At 70.7% G+C, this 20,304-nt stretch carries 23 protein-coding genes; 20 read left to right on the top strand and 3 right to left on the bottom strand.

The genetic code is table 11. The features are described 5' to 3' along the window. Positions 1 to 47 precede the first annotated feature (47 nt). The 13 genes from rpsP (at position 48) to ABZU76_RS00055 (ending at position 10,842) form a co-directional block, all read left to right on the top strand. On the top strand, positions 48 to 491 hold the full coding sequence (rpsP, locus tag ABZU76_RS00115; RefSeq protein WP_220237800.1) for a 30S ribosomal protein S16: 444 nt from the start codon (positions 48 to 50) through the stop codon (positions 489 to 491). After that, complete coding sequence (locus ABZU76_RS00110; RefSeq protein ID WP_003103110.1) at positions 488 to 727, top strand: RNA-binding protein; 240 nt, start codon at positions 488 to 490, stop codon at positions 725 to 727. The genes rpsP and ABZU76_RS00110 overlap by 4 nt, the downstream gene beginning before the upstream one ends. 26 nt (positions 728 to 753) lie before the next feature. Beyond that, positions 754 to 1,269 (top strand): ribosome maturation factor RimM, encoded by a 516-nt coding sequence (gene rimM / locus ABZU76_RS00105; protein ID WP_354863508.1) that lies wholly within the window; start codon positions 754 to 756, stop codon positions 1,267 to 1,269. Between the two features lie 36 nt (positions 1,270 to 1,305). After that, positions 1,306 to 2,052, top strand: coding sequence for a tRNA (guanosine(37)-N1)-methyltransferase TrmD (gene trmD / locus ABZU76_RS00100; RefSeq protein ID WP_354863506.1), 747 nt, complete (start codon positions 1,306 to 1,308; stop codon positions 2,050 to 2,052). Positions 2,053 to 2,220: 168 nt separating this feature from the next. Then, positions 2,221 to 2,589 (top strand): 50S ribosomal protein L19, encoded by a 369-nt coding sequence (gene rplS, locus ABZU76_RS00095; protein WP_220237803.1) that lies wholly within the window; start codon positions 2,221 to 2,223, stop codon positions 2,587 to 2,589. A 31-nt stretch (positions 2,590 to 2,620) separates the two neighbouring features. Beyond that, positions 2,621 to 3,532, top strand: a complete 912-nt coding sequence (gene lepB / locus ABZU76_RS00090; RefSeq protein WP_354863503.1) for a signal peptidase I — start codon at positions 2,621 to 2,623, stop codon at positions 3,530 to 3,532. Between the two features lie 25 nt (positions 3,533 to 3,557). Continuing rightward, on the top strand, positions 3,558 to 4,436 hold the full coding sequence (locus ABZU76_RS00085) for a ribonuclease HII (protein ID WP_354863501.1): 879 nt from the start codon (positions 3,558 to 3,560) through the stop codon (positions 4,434 to 4,436). Next, positions 4,433 to 4,756, top strand: a complete 324-nt coding sequence (locus ABZU76_RS00080) for a DUF2469 domain-containing protein (RefSeq protein WP_003096226.1) — start codon at positions 4,433 to 4,435, stop codon at positions 4,754 to 4,756. Before ABZU76_RS00085 ends, ABZU76_RS00080 begins: the two co-directional genes overlap by 4 nt. Before the next feature lie 250 nt (positions 4,757 to 5,006). Then, positions 5,007 to 5,387 carry a YraN family protein gene (locus ABZU76_RS00075; RefSeq protein WP_220237805.1) on the top strand — a complete coding sequence of 127 codons (381 nt, stop codon included), beginning with the start codon at positions 5,007 to 5,009 and terminating at the stop codon, positions 5,385 to 5,387. A gap of 262 nt (positions 5,388 to 5,649) precedes the next feature. Next, positions 5,650 to 7,161: a YifB family Mg chelatase-like AAA ATPase gene (locus ABZU76_RS00070; protein ID WP_354863499.1), complete on the top strand. Its 1,512-nt coding sequence runs from the start codon at positions 5,650 to 5,652 to the stop codon at positions 7,159 to 7,161. Between the two features lie 142 nt (positions 7,162 to 7,303). Beyond that, entirely contained in the window at positions 7,304 to 8,485 is a 1,182-nt protein-coding gene (gene dprA, locus ABZU76_RS00065) for a DNA-processing protein DprA (RefSeq protein ID WP_354863497.1), read from the top strand. A gap of 385 nt (positions 8,486 to 8,870) precedes the next feature. Further along, positions 8,871 to 9,884: a tyrosine recombinase XerC gene (locus tag ABZU76_RS00060; RefSeq protein ID WP_354864701.1), complete on the top strand. Its 1,014-nt coding sequence runs from the start codon at positions 8,871 to 8,873 to the stop codon at positions 9,882 to 9,884. 109 nt (positions 9,885 to 9,993) lie between these two features. Then, on the top strand, positions 9,994 to 10,842 hold the full coding sequence (locus tag ABZU76_RS00055; RefSeq protein WP_354863495.1) for a FliA/WhiG family RNA polymerase sigma factor: 849 nt from the start codon (positions 9,994 to 9,996) through the stop codon (positions 10,840 to 10,842). An 11-nt stretch (positions 10,843 to 10,853) separates the two neighbouring features. Here the strand turns inward: ABZU76_RS00055 and ABZU76_RS00050 are convergent, their stop codons facing one another. Beyond that, the gene (locus ABZU76_RS00050; protein ID WP_354863493.1) at positions 10,854 to 11,426 is read right to left on the bottom strand and encodes a M23 family metallopeptidase; all 573 of its coding nucleotides are present in this window, start codon (positions 11,424 to 11,426) and stop codon (positions 10,854 to 10,856) included. Positions 11,427 to 12,124: 698 nt separating this feature from the next. Between ABZU76_RS00050 and rpsB the strand changes: the two genes are divergently transcribed. The 6 genes from rpsB to ABZU76_RS00020 all read left to right on the top strand — a co-directional run bounded on the left by rpsB (position 12,125) and on the right by ABZU76_RS00020 (position 17,801). Continuing rightward, a complete protein-coding gene (rpsB, locus tag ABZU76_RS00045; protein WP_354863491.1) occupies positions 12,125 to 13,021 on the top strand; it encodes a 30S ribosomal protein S2 in 897 nt (298 codons plus the stop codon). An 82-nt stretch (positions 13,022 to 13,103) separates the two neighbouring features. Further along, on the top strand, positions 13,104 to 13,919 hold the full coding sequence (gene tsf / locus ABZU76_RS00040) for a translation elongation factor Ts (RefSeq protein WP_354863489.1): 816 nt from the start codon (positions 13,104 to 13,106) through the stop codon (positions 13,917 to 13,919). A 133-nt stretch (positions 13,920 to 14,052) separates the two neighbouring features. Next, positions 14,053 to 14,796, top strand: coding sequence for a UMP kinase (gene pyrH, locus ABZU76_RS00035; RefSeq protein ID WP_220237812.1), 744 nt, complete (start codon positions 14,053 to 14,055; stop codon positions 14,794 to 14,796). Between the two features lie 49 nt (positions 14,797 to 14,845). After that, complete coding sequence (frr, locus tag ABZU76_RS00030; RefSeq protein WP_285969478.1) at positions 14,846 to 15,403, top strand: ribosome recycling factor; 558 nt, start codon at positions 14,846 to 14,848, stop codon at positions 15,401 to 15,403. Further along, positions 15,403 to 16,338 (top strand): phosphatidate cytidylyltransferase, encoded by a 936-nt coding sequence (locus ABZU76_RS00025; RefSeq protein WP_220237814.1) that lies wholly within the window; start codon positions 15,403 to 15,405, stop codon positions 16,336 to 16,338. The genes frr and ABZU76_RS00025 overlap by 1 nt, the downstream gene beginning before the upstream one ends. Before the next feature lie 116 nt (positions 16,339 to 16,454). Next, entirely contained in the window at positions 16,455 to 17,801 is a 1,347-nt protein-coding gene (locus ABZU76_RS00020; protein WP_354863486.1) for a DHA2 family efflux MFS transporter permease subunit, read from the top strand. A 19-nt stretch (positions 17,802 to 17,820) separates the two neighbouring features. On the opposite strand, the gene ABZU76_RS00015 is transcribed toward ABZU76_RS00020, so the two are convergent. Then, positions 17,821 to 18,663, bottom strand: a complete 843-nt coding sequence (locus ABZU76_RS00015) for a VOC family protein (RefSeq protein ID WP_354863484.1) — start codon at positions 18,661 to 18,663, stop codon at positions 17,821 to 17,823. Between the two features lie 108 nt (positions 18,664 to 18,771). On the opposite strand from ABZU76_RS00015, the gene ABZU76_RS00010 reads away from it, so the two are divergent. Continuing rightward, positions 18,772 to 19,596 (top strand): class I SAM-dependent methyltransferase, encoded by an 825-nt coding sequence (locus ABZU76_RS00010; RefSeq protein WP_354863482.1) that lies wholly within the window; start codon positions 18,772 to 18,774, stop codon positions 19,594 to 19,596. Here ABZU76_RS00010 and ABZU76_RS00005 read toward each other — a convergent pair. Continuing rightward, the gene (locus ABZU76_RS00005; RefSeq protein WP_354863480.1) at positions 19,539 to 20,186 is read right to left on the bottom strand and encodes a PadR family transcriptional regulator; all 648 of its coding nucleotides are present in this window, start codon (positions 20,184 to 20,186) and stop codon (positions 19,539 to 19,541) included. The two genes, ABZU76_RS00010 and ABZU76_RS00005, sit on opposite strands and share 58 nt — an antisense overlap. Positions 20,187 to 20,304: the final 118 nt, after the last annotated feature.

The raw sequence follows: 20,304 nt of genomic DNA, 5'->3' as shown, positions 1-20,304 counted from the left end.
GTCGACGAGCGCCCACCCTGCACCAGCACTGAGGAGTACCCACACCCGTGGCCGTCAAGATCAAGCTGCAGCGCCTCGGCAAGATCCGTGCGCCGTACTACCGCATCATCGTCGCCGACGCGCGCACCCGCCGGGATGGCAAGGCCATCGAGACGATCGGCAAGTACCACCCGAAGGAAGAGCCGAGCCTGATCGAGGTCGACACCGACCGCGCCCAGTACTGGCTGGGCGTCGGCGCCCTGCCGACCGAGCCGGTCCAGCGCATCCTCGAGATCACCGGTGACTGGCAGAAGTTCAAGGGCCTGCCGGGCGCCGAGGGCACCCTGAAGGTGGCCGAGCCGAAGCCGTCCAAGCAGGACCTGTTCAACGCGGCGCTGGCCGCGGCCGGCGAGGAGCCCTCCGCCGAGGCCACCACGCCGAAGAAGAAGTCCGCTCCCAAGAAGGCCGAGGCCGAGAAGGCCGAAGCCGCTGAGGGCGAGAAGTCCGAGTGAGTTTTCTCGCTGACTCCCTCGAGCACCTGGTGCGCGGGATCGTCGACAACCCGGACGAGGTCCGGGTCGAGCTGCTGACCACTCGCCGTGGCCGCACGCTCGAGGTGCACGTGCACCCCGACGACCTCGGCAAGGTGATCGGCCGGGGTGGTCGCACGGCGACCGCCCTGCGCACCGTGATGGGCGGCATCGGTGGCCGCGGCGTCCGTGTGGACGTCGTCGACACCGATCGCTGACCCGCGGCGGAACTCGGACGGTCAGGATGGACGTCGTAGTCGGCCGCATCGCCAAGGCGCACGGCATCCGCGGGGAACTCGCGGTGGATGTGCGCACGGACTCGCCCGAACAGCGGTTCGCCGTCGGTGCGGTCGTCACGACGCAGCTGCGTGACGGCAGCAAGAGGGATCTCACCATTACAGCCGCCCGCGAACACAGCGGGCGGCTGCTGGTGCGTTTCGAACAGGTCCCCACGCGCGACGTCGCGGAGACCCTGCGCGGCGCGTTGCTGCTCATCGACACCGCCGCACTCCCGCCGACGGGCGACCCCGACGAGTTCTACGACCACGAGCTGGCCGGCCTCAGCGCCGAGCTGGCCGACGGCACGGTCGTGGGCAAGGTCGTCGAGGTCGTCCACTCGCCGGCGGGGGAGCTGCTGGAGCTCGACGTCGACGGCCGTGAGGTGCTCGTGCCGTTCGTGCGCGCGATCGTCCCGACGGTCGACGTCGCGGGCGGGCGCGTGGTGCTGGACCCGCCCGAAGGCCTGCTGGACGAGGACTGACGTGATCCCGTTCCCCCCGCACCGGAGGTGGTGAGCGTGCGCATCGACGTCGTCACGATCTTCCCCGAATACCTCGACCCGCTGCGCGCCGCGCTGCTGGGCCGGGCGATCGACCGCGGCCTCATCGAGATCGGCGTGCACGACCTGCGCGAGTGGACCCATGACGTCCACCGCGCGGTCGACGACGCGCCGTACGGCGGCGGCCCCGGCATGGTCATGAAGCCCCAGATCTGGGGCCCGGCGCTCGACGAGGTCTGCGGGCAGGAGACCCGGCTCGTGGTCCCGACGCCGGCGGGCAAGCCGTTCACCCAGGAGCTGGCCCACGCGTACGCCAGGGAGCAGCACCTGGTCTTCGCGTGCGGCCGCTACGAGGGCATCGACCAGCGCGTAGTCGACGACGCCGCGCGCCGCATGCCCGTGGACGAGGTGTCGATCGGCGACTACGTGCTGGTCGGCGGCGAGGCCGCGGTGCTCGTGATCGTGGAGGCCGTGGTCCGGCTGCTGCCGGGCGTGCTCGGCAACGCGCGGTCGGCGGCCGAGGACTCGTTCTCCGACGGGCTGCTCGAAGGCCCCAGCTACACGCGCCCGGAAGTGTGGCGCGACCTGGCGGTGCCCGACGTCCTGCGCTCCGGGAACCACGCGCTCGTGGAGCGCTGGCGGCGCGATCAGGCGCTGGAGCGCACGGCCCTGCGGCGCCCGGATCTCCTGGCCCGGTTGCCGGAGGGTAGTCTGAACAGCCGAGATCACGAGGTACTCGACCGGCTCGGCGAGGACCTCGGCTAGACCCCGTGCGAAGCGAGCACCAGCGCCTCTGCCATAATCGACAGGTTGGCGTGAGTGGACCGCCTCGTTCACGAGCCCGCCATCAGCCCCTGGTGTAGTTGCAGCAGCATTGCTGCGCGCCCGGGGAGAAGTACCCGAGTTACACGAATCGACGAGGACGGACCACCGATGAACACCCTGGACGCGCTGGACGCGCACTCCCTGCGTTCCGACATCCCGGACTTCCGCCCGGGCGACACGCTCAAGGTCCACGTCCGCGTCATCGAGGGCAACCGCGAGCGCAACCAGGTCTTCCAGGGCGTCGTGATCCGCCGCCAGGGCGGCGGCGTCCGCGAGACCTTCACCGTGCGCAAGGTTTCGTTCGGCGTGGGCGTCGAGCGCACCTTCCCGGTGCACTCGCCGAACCTGGCCGAGGTCGAGGTCTTCAAGCGCGGCGACGTGCGGCGCGCGAAGCTCTACTACCTGCGCGACCTGCGTGGCAAGAAGGCGAAGATCAAGGAGCGTCGCGAGAACCGCGAGACCACCTCTGCCTCCTGAGTGGCAAGGCGGTACCCGGTAGCCTGGCGACGTGGTCGACCCCGTGCCCCAGAACGCCGCTGAGGATGACCCCGACGGCTCGGAGGACTCTCGTTCCGAGGAGCGTCGGGGCTCCCACCGGCGGGGCAAGCCTCAGAAGAAGCGGTCGTTCTGGAAGGAACTGCCGATCCTGATCGTGATCGCCCTGGTGCTCACGATCCTGATCCAGGCCTTCCTGGCGAAGGTCTTCATGATCCCCTCGGGGTCCATGGAGGCCACGCTTCACGGCTGCCCCGGCTGCACGGGCGACCGGATTCTGGTCGACCGCGTCACCTACGACTTCACGGATCCCTCGCCGGGTGACGTGGTCGTGTTCAAGGGTCCGCCCGCGTGGACCGAGAACGAGATCGCGCCGCAGGAATCCACCAACGTCATCGTCCGCGGCCTGCGAGGTCTCGGCTCGCTGGTGGGCTTCGCCCCGCCGGACGAGCGCGACTTCGTGAAGCGCGTGATCGCCGTCGGCGGCCAGACCGTGCAGTGCTGCGATCCGCAGAACCGCGTGATCGTCGACGGCAAGGCCCTCGACGAGCCGTACATCCACTGGGAGAACCCCGACCACGCGATGCAGGACTCGTTCGCGCCGGTCAAGGTGCCGCAGGGCACGCTGTGGGTGATGGGCGACAACCGCAACAACTCGGCCGACTCGCGTTACCAGGGCCAGGGCGGTGCCAACGGCGCCGTGCCCGTGAGCGACGTGATCGGCAAGGCCCGGATCATCGTCTTCCCGCCGGGTCGCTGGGGCGGGGTCTCGGACCACGATCCGCAGGCGAACGCGCAGCCGGTGGCCCTCGGTGCCCCGGCGTGGCAGGAGAGCTTGCCGCTCGGCCTCGGGTTCGCCACGGCCGTGCCCACGCTGTTCGTCGGCCGGCGAGTGAGGGCGGGCCTGCGCAAGGCGCGCCGTTAGGGTGCCCCGCCCGAGAAGGTTGGCAGTGACCGTTCCCGCTCCCCGAACCCCGGCCGAACCCCTGCGGCCGCCGCGCGCCGTCGTGCGCGGTGAGCTCTTCTGGGGTCTGCAGGGTGCTCTCGAACGCCGTGGCCTTGGCCCCGTTGCCGGGGTGGACGAGGCCGGCGCCGGTGCGTGCGCGGGCCCGCTCGTGGTGGCCTCCTGCGTGCTGCGCCCCGGCGACGGCGCGCGGCTGCCGGAGCTCACCGACTCGAAGCTGCTCACCGCGAAGGCCCGCGACCGCGTCTACGACCTGGTCCTCAAGCGTGCCCTCGACTACGCGGTGATCGTGATCCCGTCCGAACAGGTCGACCTGCTCGGCATCCGGGTGATGAACCTGGAGGGGATGCGGCGCGCGGTCGCCGCTCTGCGCGACCATCCCGGGTATGTGCTCACCGACGGTTTCCCGGTGCCGGGCATCCCGGCGCCCAACGTCGCGGTCATCAAGGGCGACCGCAGCGTGGCCAGCATCGCCGCGGCGTCGGTGCTCGCGAAGGTGACGCGTGACCGCATCATGGCCGGCCTGCACGGCGAGCTGCCGCACTACGGCTTCGACGTGCACAAGGGCTACAGCACCGCCGACCACGTGCGGGCTCTCACCGAGCACGGTCCGAGCCCCGCGCACCGCTGGTCCTACACGAATGTGGCCACCGCGGCCCTCGCACACGGACTCACCCCACCGCATCCGGTCGTGCTCACCTACGCTGCTCTGGAGAACGCGGCTTCGGAAGCCGCCGCGGAGGAGAATGGTTCTCGGGAAAACCCGAGCGCGCCGGTCCGTGCCCTGGCCCGCTCGGTGGGTAAGAATGAACGCTCCGCCGCCGGAGCAGCAAGACGAACGCGAGGAGGGGCGCGGATTTCATGAGCGCAGAGGATCTCGAGAAGTACGAGACCGAGATGGAGCTCTCGCTGTACCGCGAGTACCGCGACATCGTCGGCCAGTTCTCGTACGTGGTGGAGACCGAGCGGCGGTTCTACCTGGCCAACGCAGTCGACGTACAGGTACGCGACGGCGGCGGCGAGGTGTACTTCGAGGTCCGCATGTCGGACGCGTGGGTCTGGGACATGTACCGCCCGGCCCGCTTCGTGAAGCACGTCCGCGTCATCACGTTCAAGGATGTCAACGTGGAGGAACTCGACAAACCCGACCTGCGCCTCCCTGAGGACGGCCCCTTCTCGGGCTGAGGTCCCTCTCGGTTTCACCGGCCACCCGGGTTCGCCCGGGTGGCCATTTTGCGTTCCTGGCTCTAGCACCGGGCACCGACATTTTCACGCCGCCTGCCGTCAGGCTTGCCACGGTTATCCACAACCCCCCAGTTGTCCACAGCTCGGCTTTTCGATAGTGGCGCCTTCCCTCGTCACTCTGCGACGGTTGGTCGCACACGCATCGTGACAGCCGGCAAAGGCCCGGCGACGGCGCGGCCGAGGGGGAGCGATGAACGACGGCCCGGACCCGGGCGCTCAGTGGCGCCGCGCGTTCGGCCGCTGGGGCGAAGACCTGGCGGCCCGGCACCTGCAGAACGCGGGCCTGGTGGTGCTCAGCCGCAACTGGCTCTGCCGCGAAGGCGAACTCGACCTAGTACTGGCCGACGGCGACAAGGTCGTCTTCTGCGAGGTCAAAACCCGCGCCACCAACGCCTACGGCTCCCCCGCGGAATCCGTGACGGCCGAAAAGATCACCCGCGTCCACCGCGCCGCCCAACGCTGGCTGCGCGCCCACCGCGTCGGCTGGTGCCGCACCCGCTACGACGTCGTGACCGTCTTCGCCCCCGCCGGGGCCCACCCACAGGTCCACCACATCGCGGGAGCCTTCTGATGCCCATCACTTCTGCCCACCGCGTTCCACGCCGGCAGAACCCGCACTGCACCCACTCCGACGAGCCTCGCGACTCACGTGGAGCCGGGTTCCTCGCGAAGTTGCCCCGCGTTGCGCTGGCCCGAAACCACGACCTCACGCCAGCCCCGGCGCCTCGGGCGGATATCTCCACGGAGCGCGTGCTGCTCACAGCGAAGATGCAGTGTTGCGGGCGGCTCGATGTCGGGCGTTGCCACACCGAGTTCGTTGCGGAGGTGGCCTGATGCCCATCGCCAAAGCATGGAGCGTCGCGCTGCTGGGGATCGAAGGCCGGGTGATCGAGATCGAGGCCGACCTGGGCGGCGGGCTCAGCCGGGTGACCCTGGTCGGCCTGCCCGATGCTGGGCTGAGGGAAGCGAAAGATCGCGTGCGTTCAGCTGTCCGCAACTCCGGCCAGCCTTGGCCCGACGGCAAAGTCACGCTCGGTCTCTCGCCGGCCAACCTCCCGAAGGTGGGCTCTGGCTACGACTTGGGGATCGCCGCCGCGGTGCTCGCCGCTAACGGCGCCGTCCCGGCGACAAAACTCCTCCGCACCATCCTCCTCGGCGAACTTGCCCTCGACGGCCGCATCCGCCCCGTCCGCGGAGTACTGCCCGGGCTCCTGGCCGCACGAGCCGCCGGTTACGAGCGAGCCGTCGTCCCGTCGGAGTCGCTCTACGAAGCTGCGCTCGTCGACGGCATCGAGGTCGCCGGCGTCTCGCGCCTGGCCGACCTCGTCGCGTGGCTCAAGGGCGAAGGCGAACTCGAGTCGAGTCCGGAACCCGTCGCAGCCGAACCACCGGAAGTGCCGGACCTCGCAGACGTCGTCGGCCAACCAGAAGCCCGCTGGGCCCTGGAAGTTGCCGCGGCGGGTGGGCATCACCTGCTGCTCACCGGCCCGCCGGGCGTCGGCAAGACCATGCTCGCCAAACGCCTGCCGGGCCTGCTCCCGGCGTTGTCGCAAGAGGAATCACTGCAGGTCACCGCCATCCACTCCATCGACGGCTCCCTGTCGAAGGCTTCGCCGCTGGTGACCGTGCCGCCGTTCGTCGCGCCGCACCACTCGATCACCGTCGCGGCGCTTGTCGGTGGTGGCAGCGGCATCGCGACGCCCGGTGCCATCAGCCGGGCCCACCGCGGGGTGCTGTTCCTGGACGAGGTCTGCGAGTTCAGCGGCCACCGCCTCGACTCACTGCGCACCGTCCTCGAAGAAGGCGAGGTCCGCATTTCGCGCGTGAAGGGCTCCGTCCGCTACCCGGCCCGTTTCCAGCTCATCCTGGCCACCAACCCGTGCCCCTGCGCGCCGCCGCGTGAGACCGACTGCATCTGCTCGCCGATCGTCCGGCGCCGTTACCTCGGGCGGATCTCGGGGCCGCTGCTGGACCGCGTCGACCTCCGCGTGCGCCTGCGTCCGCTGACCGCCATCTCCGCGCACCAGTCCGCGGAGCCCGAATCGTCCGAGGCGGTCCGCGCTCGCGTCCTGGCCGCCCGCGACCGCGCGGCCCATCGCTGGCGCACGCACGGCTGGCGCGCCAACTCCGACGTCCCCGGCCCCGCCCTCCGCCGCGAATTCGTGTTGCCGTCGCCCACCACCGCCCTGCTCGACCGCGCCCTCGACCGCGGCCTCCTCACGGCCCGCGGTGCCGACCGTTGCCTTCGTATCGCCTGGACGCTCGCCGACCTGTCCGCCACGCCCCACCCGACCCCCGACCACGTCGCCGCCGCGCTCGACTTCCGCGAAAGGACCGCCGCATGACCCGCCCCCGAAAGGAATCCGTCGTGAAACGCCACCTGCGTCTCATTCCGAATCCCCACAACCCGCCCGAACGCGATCGCGCCCGCGTCCGCGCCGTTCTCGTGCCGCGCCCGCTGTCGCTCGTGAGACTGAGAGGTGCGGCATGACGGCCCTGCCCACCGAACAGCCCGTCGCCACCGCGACCGACGAAGAACGCCTCGCCCGTGCTTACCTGCTGCGCGTTGCCGAGCCGCCGGCGCCGGCGTTGGTCGCGTTCGTGGGCGAGCGCGGCCCGGTCGAGGCCGCGGCCCGCGTCCGCAGCGGCGACTGCCCCGACAAGGTCCGCCGCGAAACCGCGGCCCGACGCGAAGTCGACCTGGCCGAGCAAGATCTGGAGACGGCCGCGAAAACCCGAGCCCGTCTGGTCGTGCCCGAGGACCACGAGTGGCCGGCGTGGCCGTTGCTCTCGCTGGCGGTCGCGAGCGGCCGCGGAGTCGAGAACGTCGCCGCCCCGCTCGCCCTCTGGGTCCGCGGCGGCGCGAACCTCGCGAAGGCAGCCGACCGCGCGGTCGCCGTCGTCGGAGCGCGCCTCGCGACGAACTACGGAGAACACAACTCCGCCGAGTTCGGCCACGGCCTTGCGACTCGCGACGTCCCGGTCTTCTCCGGTGCCGCCCTCGGCATCGACGGCGCGGCCCACCGCGGTGCCCTCGGCGCCGGGGGAGTCACGGTCGCGGTGTTGGGCTGCGCCGTCGACATCGGCTACCCGGCCGGACACGTCGACCTGCTGAGGCGCATCGCCGACAACGGCGGCGCCGTCGTCAGCGAGTACGCCCCCGGCACCCCTCCCGCGCGCCACCGCTTCCTCGTCCGCAATCGCCTCATCGCCGGTCTCACCGACGGCACCGTCGTCATCGAAGCCGGCATCCGCAGCGGCGCGCGCAACACCGCCACCACCGCGGGCGCCCTCGGCAAAGTCGTGATGGCGCTGCCGGGCCCCGTCCAGTCCGGCAACTCCGCCGGCTGCCACGCCCTCATCCGCGACTGCAAGGCCACCCTCGTCACCTCCGTCGACGAGGTCGTCGACACCGTCGGCCGGTTCGGCCCCGCCGCCGAACCGGAAAACCCCCGGCCGCGCCGCCCCACCGACGTCCTCGCCCCCGAAGCCCTCCGCGTCTACGAGGCACTCGTACCCCGTGCCGGCCGCTCGGCCGACCACGTCGCCACCGAATCGGGGGTCCCGGTCGACCGCGTGCGCGCCCTGTTGCCCGAGCTGGAAATCGACGGCTTCGCCGTCCGCGGCGACACCGGGTGGCGCCGCATCGTCCGCGCGGCACCGAAGTGAACGGCGCTTGTCGTCGCGCTCGGCCGCACGGAGCGCGGCTACGCGTGGCCACGGATCGATCCGCAGCGAACGGCACCGAATTTCGTAGGTGGCCCCGGACCCCTCGATGCCGGATGGCGCCGGACGCCGCAGCGCTTGGCTGCACGCCCGCACGGTATCCGCGCAGGTCCGCGGGACCTTGATTGGCGCCGGACAGGCTGTTCGGTCGCGTGGTGCGGCACCCGGCCGGCGCCCCACCACCCGCTCGCACCTCGGTGACCGGCAACGACCGCGGCGCTCGGCGGACGGCGCACAGCCCACGTGGCGGCGGAATGTGCATGCGGCACAGAGGAAAACGGCGTGGCGATGCTTGACCTCGGGCGGTGGTTCGCGCAGCGTGATCGCCATGTCGTCAGCGAGCGCCCGCCGGGACGCGGTCCCGCGCGTCTCGGGGCACCGGAAAGGCCCGCAGCGGCCGGATCTGCGGGCGGTGCGCGACGGGTTGCCCGGGCCGGAGCGCGCGGTGGTGGCCGAGTACGAACGGCATCTGACGCTGGAGCGCGGGCTGTCGCCGCACACGGTGCGGGCGTATGTGGGAGACGTGGTGTCGTTGCTGGGGTTCCTGACCGCGGCGGAGGACGACAGCCGCGGGCTCGCCGATCTCGACATCGGGCTGCTGCGCGCGTGGCTTGCCGGGCAGCGGGCCGACGGGGCGGGTCGAACGACGTTGGCGCGGCGGGCGGCGGCGGCGCGGACCTTCACCGCGTGGGCTCACCGGCAGGGCGCGCTGAAGGCGGACCCGGGCGGCCGGCTCGCGGCGCCGCGAGCGCACCGGACGTTGCCGGGCGTGCTGCGGGCCGATCAGGCGGACGAGTTGATGCAGGCGGCCGCGATGGGAGCCGAGCAGCGGGATCCGGTTGCGCTGCGTGACCGTGCGCTCGTCGAACTGCTGTACGCGAGTGGCATCCGAGTGTCTGAGTTGTGTGGTCTGGACGTCGGCGCGGTCGATTTCGGGCGGCGTGTCGTCTCGGTGATCGGGAAAGGGAACAAGGAGCGGACGGTGCCGTTCGGCGTACCGGCGGCCGAAGCACTCGCCGCGTGGCTCGACGCGGGGCGCCCGGAACTGGCCGGCCCGAAGTCGGAACAGGCCCTCTTCCTGGGGGTTCGCGGCAGCCGGCTCGATCCGCGCGCGGCGCGGCGCGTGGTGCACGAGGCAGTGGCCGCGGTACCCGGAGCACTCGACATGGGGCCACACGGACTACGTCACTCGGCCGCGACCCATCTGCTGGAAGGAGGTGCCGATCTCAGGAGCGTTCAGGAACTGCTCGGTCACGCTACGCTTGCCACGACCCAGCTCTACACTCACGTGACCGTCGATCGGCTGAAGGCGATCCATGACCGAGCACACCCACGGGCCTGACGAGGCCGGTGGCGGCTCGGCCGGAAAACCCGGGGCCGAACCACCGGCGCACGCGCATCCGCACGAGCACGGAGACCATACTGAGCCGCATGCCGAGAACGACCGTGCAATGACCTCCACGCCGCAAGTCACGGACGCCGGGGTGAGCACTGCCGGAGGCGAGGGCGCCGTCAGCGAGGACGGGCGCCCCGGTCATGACGTCGACGCGGGCATCCAGGCCTTGTGGCAGCAGTTCGCCGACAAGCCGGACCAGACGTCGCGCGACCGGCTGGTGCTGCACTACGCGCCCCTGGTGAAGTACGTCGCCGGCCGCGTGGGCACGGGCCTGCCGACGCACGTCGACGTGGGCGATCTCGTGCAGTCCGGCATCTTCGGCCTCGTCGACGCGATCGAGAAGTTCGAGCCCGCGCGCGGGCTGCGGTTCGAGACTTACGCGATGCAGCGCATCCGCGGCGCGATCCTCGACGATCTGCGCTCCCAGGACTGGGTGCCCCGCGCCGTGCGCAGCAAGGCGAAGGAGGCCGAGCGCGCCCTCGAGCGCCTCGGCGCGCGTCTGCACCGCACCCCCACCGACGCCGAGCTGGCCACCGAGCTCAACATCGGCCTCGACGACCTGCGCGACTTCTACGGCCAGCTCCAGCTCACCAGCGTCGTCGCGCTGGAGGACCTCGTCGCGGCCGGCAAGGACAGCGGCTCGCTTGTCGACACAATCCCCGACGACGGCGCCGTCGACCCCGTCGCCGTCCTCGTCGACCAGGACAACCGCCGCCAGCTCGCGGAGGCCATCGCCCAGCTGACCGAGCGCGACAAGATCGTGGTCAGCCTCTACTACTTCGAAAGCCTCACGCTCGCCGAGATCGGCAAGGTCCTGGGCGTCACGGAGTCCCGCGTGAGCCAGCTCCACACCCGCGCCGTGATGCGGCTGCGCGCGAAGCTCACGGAGCAGCCGAGCACCTGAGCACGGGCCCGTCAGTGCGGGTCGGCCCAGGGTTTCAGGCGGACTCGGCCCGGCGTGCCGACGAGGGCCAGCGGATCGATGTACTCCTCTCCTTTGCGGGCGCCCCAATGCAGGCACGTGGCGGTGGGACAGCCGGGGTGCCCGGCGGCCACGGTCCCCAGCGGCTGGCCGCGGTACACCTGGTCGCCGATGGCCACGGCCGGGGTGAGCGGCAGGTAGGTCGTGCTGAGGCCACCGTCGTGATCCACCGCGACGACGCCGTGGCCCCCTACCTGGCCCGCGAAGATCACGACGCCCATGTCGGCCGCGAGAACCTGTTGCCCCGCAGCGGCTTCCAGATCGACGCCGCGGTGGCCGGGCCCGTAGACCGTGGCGGGTGGTTCGAAGAACCGGGTGACTTTCGGCCGGGGCGTGAGCGGCCAGGCCAACCGTCCCGCTTGCGCGCCGACATTCGGCGAAGGTGGGACGTCCGCGAGTGCCCGTCCGGCCCACGCGCCGGGCAACACGGTGAGCAGCACCAGCGCGGCGGCCACCACGAGCCGGGTCCGCGCCACGGCCCGGTGCAGCACCTCGAGCCAGCGCATCCACAACGGTGGAGCAGGGCGCCGATGCCGCCCCCGCTGAGGAGACTGCTCAGGTGGAGCGGATCGGGAGACCCAAGGCATCCGCAGAGCACCCAGCGCAACCGAAGCCCGCTCGCCGGCTGAAGCAGGCAAGGCGCCTGAAGCGGCCAGAACACCCGGAGCGTCGAGCGCAGCAGAAGCGCCCACGCCCGAAGCACGCAGAACACGCACCGGCCGCAAACCGCCACGCCCCAGTGCAAAGCCCGGCCGCGGCATCGAGGAACGCATCGAGGAACACGAGGTCGTCGTCACGGGTTCGATCATGAGGCACCCCCGGACCGGCACCCTGCCAACAAGGCGAGTTGTCCACAGGTGGCCCGAGTTGTGGACAACTCCGCCGGGCGGGAGCGCTGCCGGTGGGGGCGCCCCTGGTGGCAGGGGGTAGAATCTTTCCCGCAGCCCACTCGCTGGGCTGACTTCGCGTGCTCGTGCGCGCAGCCCCGGCCGGTTCCGCTTGAAACACCAGCGGAGGTCCGGACGGAGGAGTCGCACGGCGCCCGGCGGTCCCTGGGGTTCTCGGAAGTGAGAGCCGCGGGGTCCGGATGCCGGCACGAGCACCAGGGCGAGCGGTCACCCGGCCGCGAGCGACAAACCGAACGAGCACGTCCGCGGCGCGAACCGCGGGGGTGCGCGACTACAGAGAAGGTGTGATTCCGGCAATGGCCGTCGTCACCATGAAGCAGCTGCTCGACAGCGGCGTGCACTTCGGGCACCAGACGCGTCGGTGGAACCCGAAGATGAAGCGCTACATCTTCACCGAGCGCAATGGCATCTACATCATCGACCTGCAGCAGACGCTGACGTACATCGACCGTGCGTTCGAGTTCATCAAGGAAACCGTCGCGCACGGCGGCACGATCATGTTCGTCGGCACGAAGAAGCAGGCTCAGGAAGCCATCGCCAACGAGGCCGCGCGCGTGGGCATGCCCTACGTGAACCAGCGCTGGCTCGGCGGCATGCTGACCAACTTCCAGACCGTGCACAAGCGCCTCCTGCGTCTCAAGGAGCTCGAGGCCCAGGAGCAGACCGGCGGCTTCGCGGGTCTCACCAAGCGCGAGATCCTCACGCTCACCCGTGAGAAGGACAAGCTCGAGAAGACCCTCGGCGGTATCCGCGACATGGCCAAGGTGCCGAGCGCGGTGTGGATCGTCGACACGAAGAAGGAGCACATCGCCGTCGGCGAGGCTCGCAAGCTGAACATCCCGGTCGTCGCGATCCTCGACACCAACTGCGACCCGGACGAGGTCGACTACCCGATCCCGGGCAACGACGACGCGATCCGCTCGGCCGCGCTGCTCACCAAGGTGGTGGCCGAGGCCGCCGCCGCCGGGCTGATGGCCCGTTCGAGCCGAGGTGGCGCGTCGGCCGACGCGAAGCCGGAGCCGGGCGTGGCGTCGGACGAGCCGCTGGCCGAGTGGGAGAAGGAGCTGCTCGCCGGCTCGGAGACCGCAGCCGCGGACGCCACCGAGGCGGCTGCCGCGACGGAGGCGGCCACCGAGGCCGCTACCGAGGCGACCCCCGAAGCCGTGACCGAGCAGGCCCCGGCCAACTCCTGATCCACCGTGTCCGGGCGGCCCGCGCAGGGCCGCCCGGGCGCTGATCACCTCACACGTACCTGAAACGGACGGATTCAACACGATGGCGAACTACACCGCCGCTGACGTGAAGCGCCTGCGCGAGATGACCGGCGCCGGCATGATGGACTGCAAGAGGGCCCTCGAAGAGAACGAAGGCGACTTCGAGAAGGCTGTCGAGTTCCTGCGCATCAAGGGTGCCAAGGACGTCGGCAAGCGCGCCGAGCGCGCCACCGCCGAGGGCCTCGTCACCGGCGATGGCGGCGTGCTCATCGAGCTCGACTCCGAGACCGACTTCGTCGCCAAGAACGACGACTTCCAGCAGCTCGCCGCGAAGATCGTCGAGGTCGCAAAGACCCTCAAGACCAGCGACGTCGAGGCCCTCAAGGCCGCCGACCTCGACGGCAAGCCCGTGATCGAAACCGTGCAGGAGCTCTCGGCCCGCATCGGCGAGAAGCTCGAGCTGCGCCGCGTGGTCGCGTTCGAGGGCAAGACCGCCACCTACCTGCACCGCCGCGGCTCGGACCTGCCGCCGGCCGTGGGCGTGCTCGTCGAGTTCACCGGTGACGACGCCGACGCCGCCCGCGGTGCCGCCATGCAGGTCGCCGCGCTGCGCGCGAAGTACCTGACCCGCGAGGAGGTGCCGGCCGAGATCGTCGAGAACGAGCGCCGCATCGCCGAGCAGACCGCCCGCGAAGAGGGCAAGCCGGAGCAGGCCCTCACGAAGATCATCGAGGGCAAGGTCACCGCGTACTACAAGGACAACGTCCTGCTCGACCAGCCGTCGGTCAAGGACAACAAGAAGACCGTGAAGGCTCTGCTCGACGAGGCCGGCGTGACCGTGACCCGGTTCGCCCGGTTCGAGGTCGGCCAGGCCTGAGCGAGGTACTGGGTCTAAGTTCTGCGACTGTGCCCCGTCTCCGCGGTGCGGGGACGGGGCACAGTCGGGTCCGGCCGAGGATGCTCCCTCACGAAGGGGTCCGCGGCGAGTGAGCACGGGAGGCGACACACAAATGGGTGACCGGGTCGACGGTGGCTACCGAAGGGTGCTGCTGAAACTGGGCGGCGAGATGTTCGGTGGCGGCTCGATCGGGGTCGACCCCGACGTCGTCCACTCCGTTGCGCGCCAGATCGCCGCGGTCGCGCGCACCGGCGTGCAGGTGGCGGTGGTGATCGGCGGGGGTAACTATTTCCGCGGCGCGGAGCTGTCCCAGCGAGGGATGGACCGTGACCGCGCCGACTACATGGCCATGCTGGGCACCGTGATGAACTGCCTGGCCCTGCAGGACTTCCTGGAGAAGGAAGGCCTGCCCACGCGCGTGCAGACCGCCATCACGATGGGCCAGGTCGCCGAGCCGTACATCCCGCGCCGCGCCGAGCGGCACCTGGAGAAGGGCCGCGTGGTCATCTTCGGCGCCGGGGTCGGCATGCCGTACTTCTCCACCGACACCGCCGCCGCACAGCGCGCGCTGGAGCTCGGCTGCGAAGCCGTGCTCATGGCCAAGGCCGTGGACGGTGTCTACACCGCTGACCCGAAGACCGACCCGAGCGCCACGATGTTCCACGAGATCAGCCACCGCGAGGTGCTCGAGCGCGGCCTCAAGGTCGCCGACGCCACCGCGTTCAGCCTCTGCATGGACAACAACATGCCGATCATCGTCTTCAACCTGCTCACCGAGGGGAACATCGCCCGTGCGGTGAGTGGTGAGAGGATTGGGACGCTGGTCAACACCCCCGCCGACGGGGCGTCGGCCTAGACCTGCTGGGATCAGCACAGGTTCGACAATCACAACACCGGGAGTAGCCGTGATCGACGAGACCCTCCTCGACGCCGAGGAGAAGATGGAAAAAGCGGTGTCCGTCGCGAAGGACGACCTGACGTCGGTGCGGACCGGCCGGGCCACCCCGTCGATGTTCTCGCGCATCGTCGTCGAGTACTACGGCGCGATGACCCCGCTCAACCAGCTGGCGAGTGTCAACGTGCCCGAGGCGCGAATGGCGCTGATCAAGCCCTACGACCAGACGCAGCTCGGTGCCATCGAGAAGGCCATCCGCGAGTCCGACCTCGGCGTGAATCCGAGCAACGACGGCAACGTGATCCGCATCGTCATCCCGCAGCTCACCGAAGAGCGGCGCAAGGAGATGGTGAAGGTCGCGAAGAGCAAGGGCGAGGACGCCCGCGTCTCGATCCGCAGCATCCGCCGCAAGTCGAAGGAAGAGCTCGACCGGATCGCCAAGGACGGCGAAGCGGGTGAGGACGAGGTCGCGCGCGCCGAGAAGGAGCTGCAGAACCTCACCGACACCTATGTGCACCAGGTCGACGAGCTGGTGAAGCACAAGGAAGCCGAGCTGCTCGAGGTCTGATGAGCCAGGTGAGCGAGGAACGAGAAGAGCGGGTGGAGCACACCCCACAGCCAGAGCCGGCTGACAAGCCCGAACCGGGCGGACAGCCGGAACCCGCTGCGCAGCCGGAGCCGGCCAAGAAGGACTCCCGGGCCGGGCGAAACCTGCCTGCGGCCATCGGCGTGGGCGTGCTGCTCGGCGCGGCCATCATCGTTTCCCTGCTCACCGTCCGCTTCATTTTCATCGGGGTCATCGCGATCGCGATCGGGGTCGGCACCTTCGAGTTCGCCGGCGTGCTCAAGCGCGTCGCGAACATCAAGGTCGCGATGATCCCCGTGCTCGTCGGCGGCCAGGCGATGATCTGGCTGGCCTGGCCGTTCGGCCGCGCGGGCGCGCTCACGGCGTTCGTCATCACGGTGCTCGCCTGCCTGCTCTGGCGGCTGCCCGGCGGCGCCGACGGCTACCTGCGCGACATCTCGGCGTCGGTGTTCGCGAGCGCGTACCTGCCGCTGTTCGGCGCGTTCGCCGCGATGCTCGTGCCGCCCGAGGATGGTGTCGGCCGGGTCCTCACGTTCCTCATCGCCGTGGTCGCCTCCGATACCGGCGGCTACATCGCCGGCGTGCTCGGCGGCAAGCACCCGATGGCACCGACGATCAGCCCGAAGAAGTCCTGGGAGGGCTTCGCCGGGTCGATGGTCGCCGGCATCGTCGCCGGCATCCTCACGATCAGCCTCATGCTCCACGGCCACACCTGGCAGGGCGCCGTCTTCGGCGCGGCCATCGTGCTCACCGCGACGCTCGGCGACCTCGTCGAGTCGCTGATCAAGCGCGACCTCGGCATCAAGGACATGGGCACGCTCCTGCCGGGCCACGGCGGGATCATGGACCGCCTCGACTCGCTGCTGCCCTCGGCCGTCGTCTCCTGGTTGCTGCTGTCGGCGTTCGTCCCCGCGTGACGCGCCTGACCCCCCTGATCGACCCGACCCGCGGACCTGCGCTGGGAGCTTCGGCCTCCCAGGGGTAGCGAACGGTTCGTGGACCACCGAAGCGTCGGCGCGTTTCACTCGAGGTCATGACCGCCTCGACCCCAGCTTCGACCCGCGAACGTTCCTCGGCCCGGCTCGCACTCGCCGCGGTGTGCCTCGGGTTCGTGATGATCACGCTCGACGCGACCATCGTGAACCTCGCGCTGCCCGCCATCGGCGCCGAGTTCGGCGAACCGTCCACGGCCGCGCTGCAGTGGGTGGTCGACTCCTACACCGTCGCGCTCGCCGCGTTCCTGCTCACGTGGGGCGAGGCCGGGGACCGGTGGGGTTCGCGGCGCGTCTTCGAGATCGGCGTCGCGGTGTTCGTGCTCGCCTCGATCGCTTGTGCCGCAGCGGATTCCCTGCCGTGGCTCGTCGCCGCCCGCGCGGTGCAGGGGGCCGGCGCGGCGGCGCTGCTGCCGTCGTCGCTGGCGTTGATCGTGCACCAGTTCCCCGAGGCCGGCGCCCGGGCCCGCGCGTTGGGCGTGTGGGGCGGCATGAGCGGCGTCGGGCTCGCGGCGGGGCCGATGCTCGGCGGCCTCGCGGTCGGGCTGGCCGACTGGCGGCTCGTCTTCGCGGTGAACGTCCCCGTCGGATTGATCGCGATCGCGTTGACCCGCCGGTACGTCACCGAAACCACGCCGCGCCGGCAAACCCGCATCGACGGCGTCGGGCAGGTCCTCGGCACGGCCGCGCTGGCGTGTGTGGTCGCCGGGCTCATCGAGGCCGGCCACGCGGGCTGGGCGGACGCGACCACGCTGGTGCTCGTCGGAGTCGGCGTCGTAGCCGGGATCGCGTTCGTGGTCGCGGAAAAGGCGATCGCCGCGCCCGTGCTGCCGTTGGGTGTGCTGCGCGTACGGGCCTTCGCCGTGGCGACGGCGATCGGCGGCCTGTTCAACTTCTGCCTCTACGGCACACTGTTCTGCCTCGCTCTGTTCCTGCAACGCGTGTGGCACCTGAGCGCGCTCGTCGCCGGGCTCGCCCTCGTGCCGCTCACACTCGCGGTGGGGCTCAACGCGTTCGTCAGCGGCCGGCTCACGCACCGGTTCGGCTCGCGTCTGCCGATCGTCGTCGGAAGTCTCACGGCACTGGCCGGCGCGGCGGGGATGGCGGTGCTGCCGGACGAGCGCTCGCTGGTGCTGCTGGTGGTGTTCTCGCTGGTCTTCGGGTTCTGTTCGCTCGCGATGCCCGCGATGACGTCGCTGGCCATGAACGCGTTGCCCGGCAAGGCAGGCATCGCCGCGGGCGTGCTCAACGCGGCGCGCCAGACCGGTGGCGCGGTGGGTGTCGCGCTCGTCGGCGGGCTGCTGCCGGGCACGGCGATGTGGATCGTCGCCGGGGGTTACGCCGCGATCGCGGCGCTGACGGGGTTGCTGCGGCCTCAGTCGTCGTAAAGCTCAGTTGTCGTGAAGCTCAGTCGTCGTAAGGGTCGTCGACCTCGGCGCGGCCGACGTCGTCGAGCGTGCGCGAGTGGTCGATCACCGCGAACACCGCGCCGTCCGGGTCGGCGAGGATCGCCATGCGGCCGAAGGACGTGTCGTACGGCTGGATCACCACGTCCCCGCCGAGCATCAGCGCCTGCCCCGCCGTCGCGTCGCAGCCGCGCGCCGGGTCGACCTCGAAGTAGACGAGCCAGTGCGGGGGAGTGTCGCGGCTGTACTCCGGGCCCATCACGTAGCGGTAGAGCACGGGCGTGTGCTCGATGAGGTATTCCGCGTAGTCGACGCTCTCGCCGTCGCCGATCTGGTGGCTCGCGTAGTTGAAGAGCTTGGTGTAGAAGTGATCGGCCGCCGGGCCGTCGTGCGCGTTGAGGTCGGCGCCGCTGAAGGTGTTGGGGATGCCGGTCATGAACCGCCAGTCCTGCGGCGCCTCCCAGAAGACCACGGGTGCGCCCGCCGCGTCGATCGCGTGCAGGATGTTGCCGCGATCGGGGATCGCGACCGGTCCCAGCGTCACCTGGCCGCCGAGGTGCTCCACCCACTCGGCCGCGCTCGCGGTGTGCGGCACGGAGACGTGCAGCGTCCAGCCGGGCTCGCGCTGCGCCCCGGCTTGGTAGAGACCGCCCGTCGGCTCGCCGGCGAGCGACGAGATCCAGTAGCGGCCGGTGGGCGCCGCGGGGTCGCGGCGCACGTCGTACTGCCAGCCGAACAAGCCCGTGTAGAACTGTTGCGACACCGCTTCGTCGCGGCAGGCGACCTCGATCCAGCACGGGAGGCCGGCCGGAATCGGACTTGAACTGGCCGAACCGACGGTCATCGCGGCCTCCTCACGGTGAGTGGGAAAGTCTATGCGGTGCCGGTGATTTTTTCGCCATGAGCCCCGGAACCCGGAACCGGGCCGCGGCCGCCGACGTTGGAGGAGTTCGTGCGTCTCTTCTCCCGTTCCTCGCGCCCGTCCCGCGCGACGGAGGTCCTGCCGAGCCCCAACATCTGGTACTACCAGCAGGCTTACGAGGTGGAGAACCGCGCGCAGGACGTCGACGGCGAGATCTGGCGCGTCCTGCGCGAGGAGTGCGACTGGACCGGCCGCGACGTTCTCGACCTCGGTTGTGGTGACGGATTCCACTTGCCGCGCTTCGCCCGCGACGCGCGCTCGGTGCTCGGCGTCGAGCCGTACGCACCGCTGGCGCGCGACGCGGCGAAGCGCGTGCGGGAACTGCCGAACGTGTCAGTGCGCGAAGGCCGCGCGCAGCGGCTGCCGGTCGACGACGCGAGCGTCGACGTGGTCCACGCGCGCACGGCGTACTTCTTCGGCCCCGGCTGCGAGCCGGGGCTGCGTGAAGCGGAACGCGTGCTTCGGCCCGGCGGGTCGATCCTGATCGTGGACCTCGACGCGACGAGCGAGCCCTACGGCGGCTGGCTTCGGGCGGACATCCCGCACTACGACCCAGTAGAGATCGAGAAGTTCTTCGAAGGCGAGGGCTTCAGCCTCCGGCGCGTGGCGACGCGCTGGTTGTTCGTCGACCACGCCGCCATGGAGTCAGTGCTGAAGATCGAGTTCAGCGCGCAGGTCGCCGCGCGGGCCGTGGCCGACGTGCACAAGCGCACGGTCAGCACGGCCGACGGGGTGACGCTGCCGGTGGGCTACCGCGTGCACACGCGGGTCAAGCCCACCGGCCTCGTCCTGCCGGGTCACTCGGCTTCTTCCGGCGACTCGTCGGTTTCCTCGACCTCGCCGAGGATCGAGTAGACCGAGCGCCGGGCCTCGTTGAGCACGTCGACCACCCGAGCCTGCTGGCTCGGGCTGCCGGCGCGCATCACCTGCACGACTGCTGCCGCGAGCGTGGCGCCTGCCTTGCGAAGGTCGACCTCGACGGGGTCGACGTCCTCGGCGAAGTGCTCCCACGGCGGGGTGCCGGTCTGTTGCTCCGCGGCCGCGCGGCCCTCGTCGGTGAGCTCGAACAGCTTCTTGCCGTTCTCGTCCTTGCTCACGACCAGGCCTTCGTCGGCCAGCATCTGCAGCGTCGGGTAGATCGAGCCGGGGCTGGGCTTCCAGAAGCCGCCACTGCGCTCGCCGATCTCGCGGATGATCTCGTAACCGTGCCGCGGCTGCTCCGCGAGCAGAGTCAGGATCGCCGCGCGGACGTCACCGCGCCGGCCGCGACGCGGGCCGCCGTGGCTTCGCCGTCCGCCGGGACCGTGGCCACGCCGGCCGCGACCCATCGGGCCGCCGGGGCCGAATCCGAAGTCGCCGAACTCGCGGCCGAAGGGCCCGAAGGCGGGACGACCGTGTTCTCCGTGTTGGTGCGCGCCGCGCGCACCGGGGTGAGGGTGCCTCATGTCGATGTTCCCTGCTTGTTGGCCTCGGCTCCGCCGAGGCGTGCGAGATCGCCTTGGAGCCGGCGTCTCGATCAGACGGTCGGATCGGCCGGGGGCCGATCGCACCGCCTGATCGAGA

It is taken from the genome of Amycolatopsis sp. NPDC005232 (assembly GCF_040607795.1).
Lineage (GTDB): Bacteria > Actinomycetota > Actinomycetes > Mycobacteriales > Pseudonocardiaceae > Amycolatopsis.
This window is presented reverse-complemented; position numbering and strand designations above follow the sequence as displayed.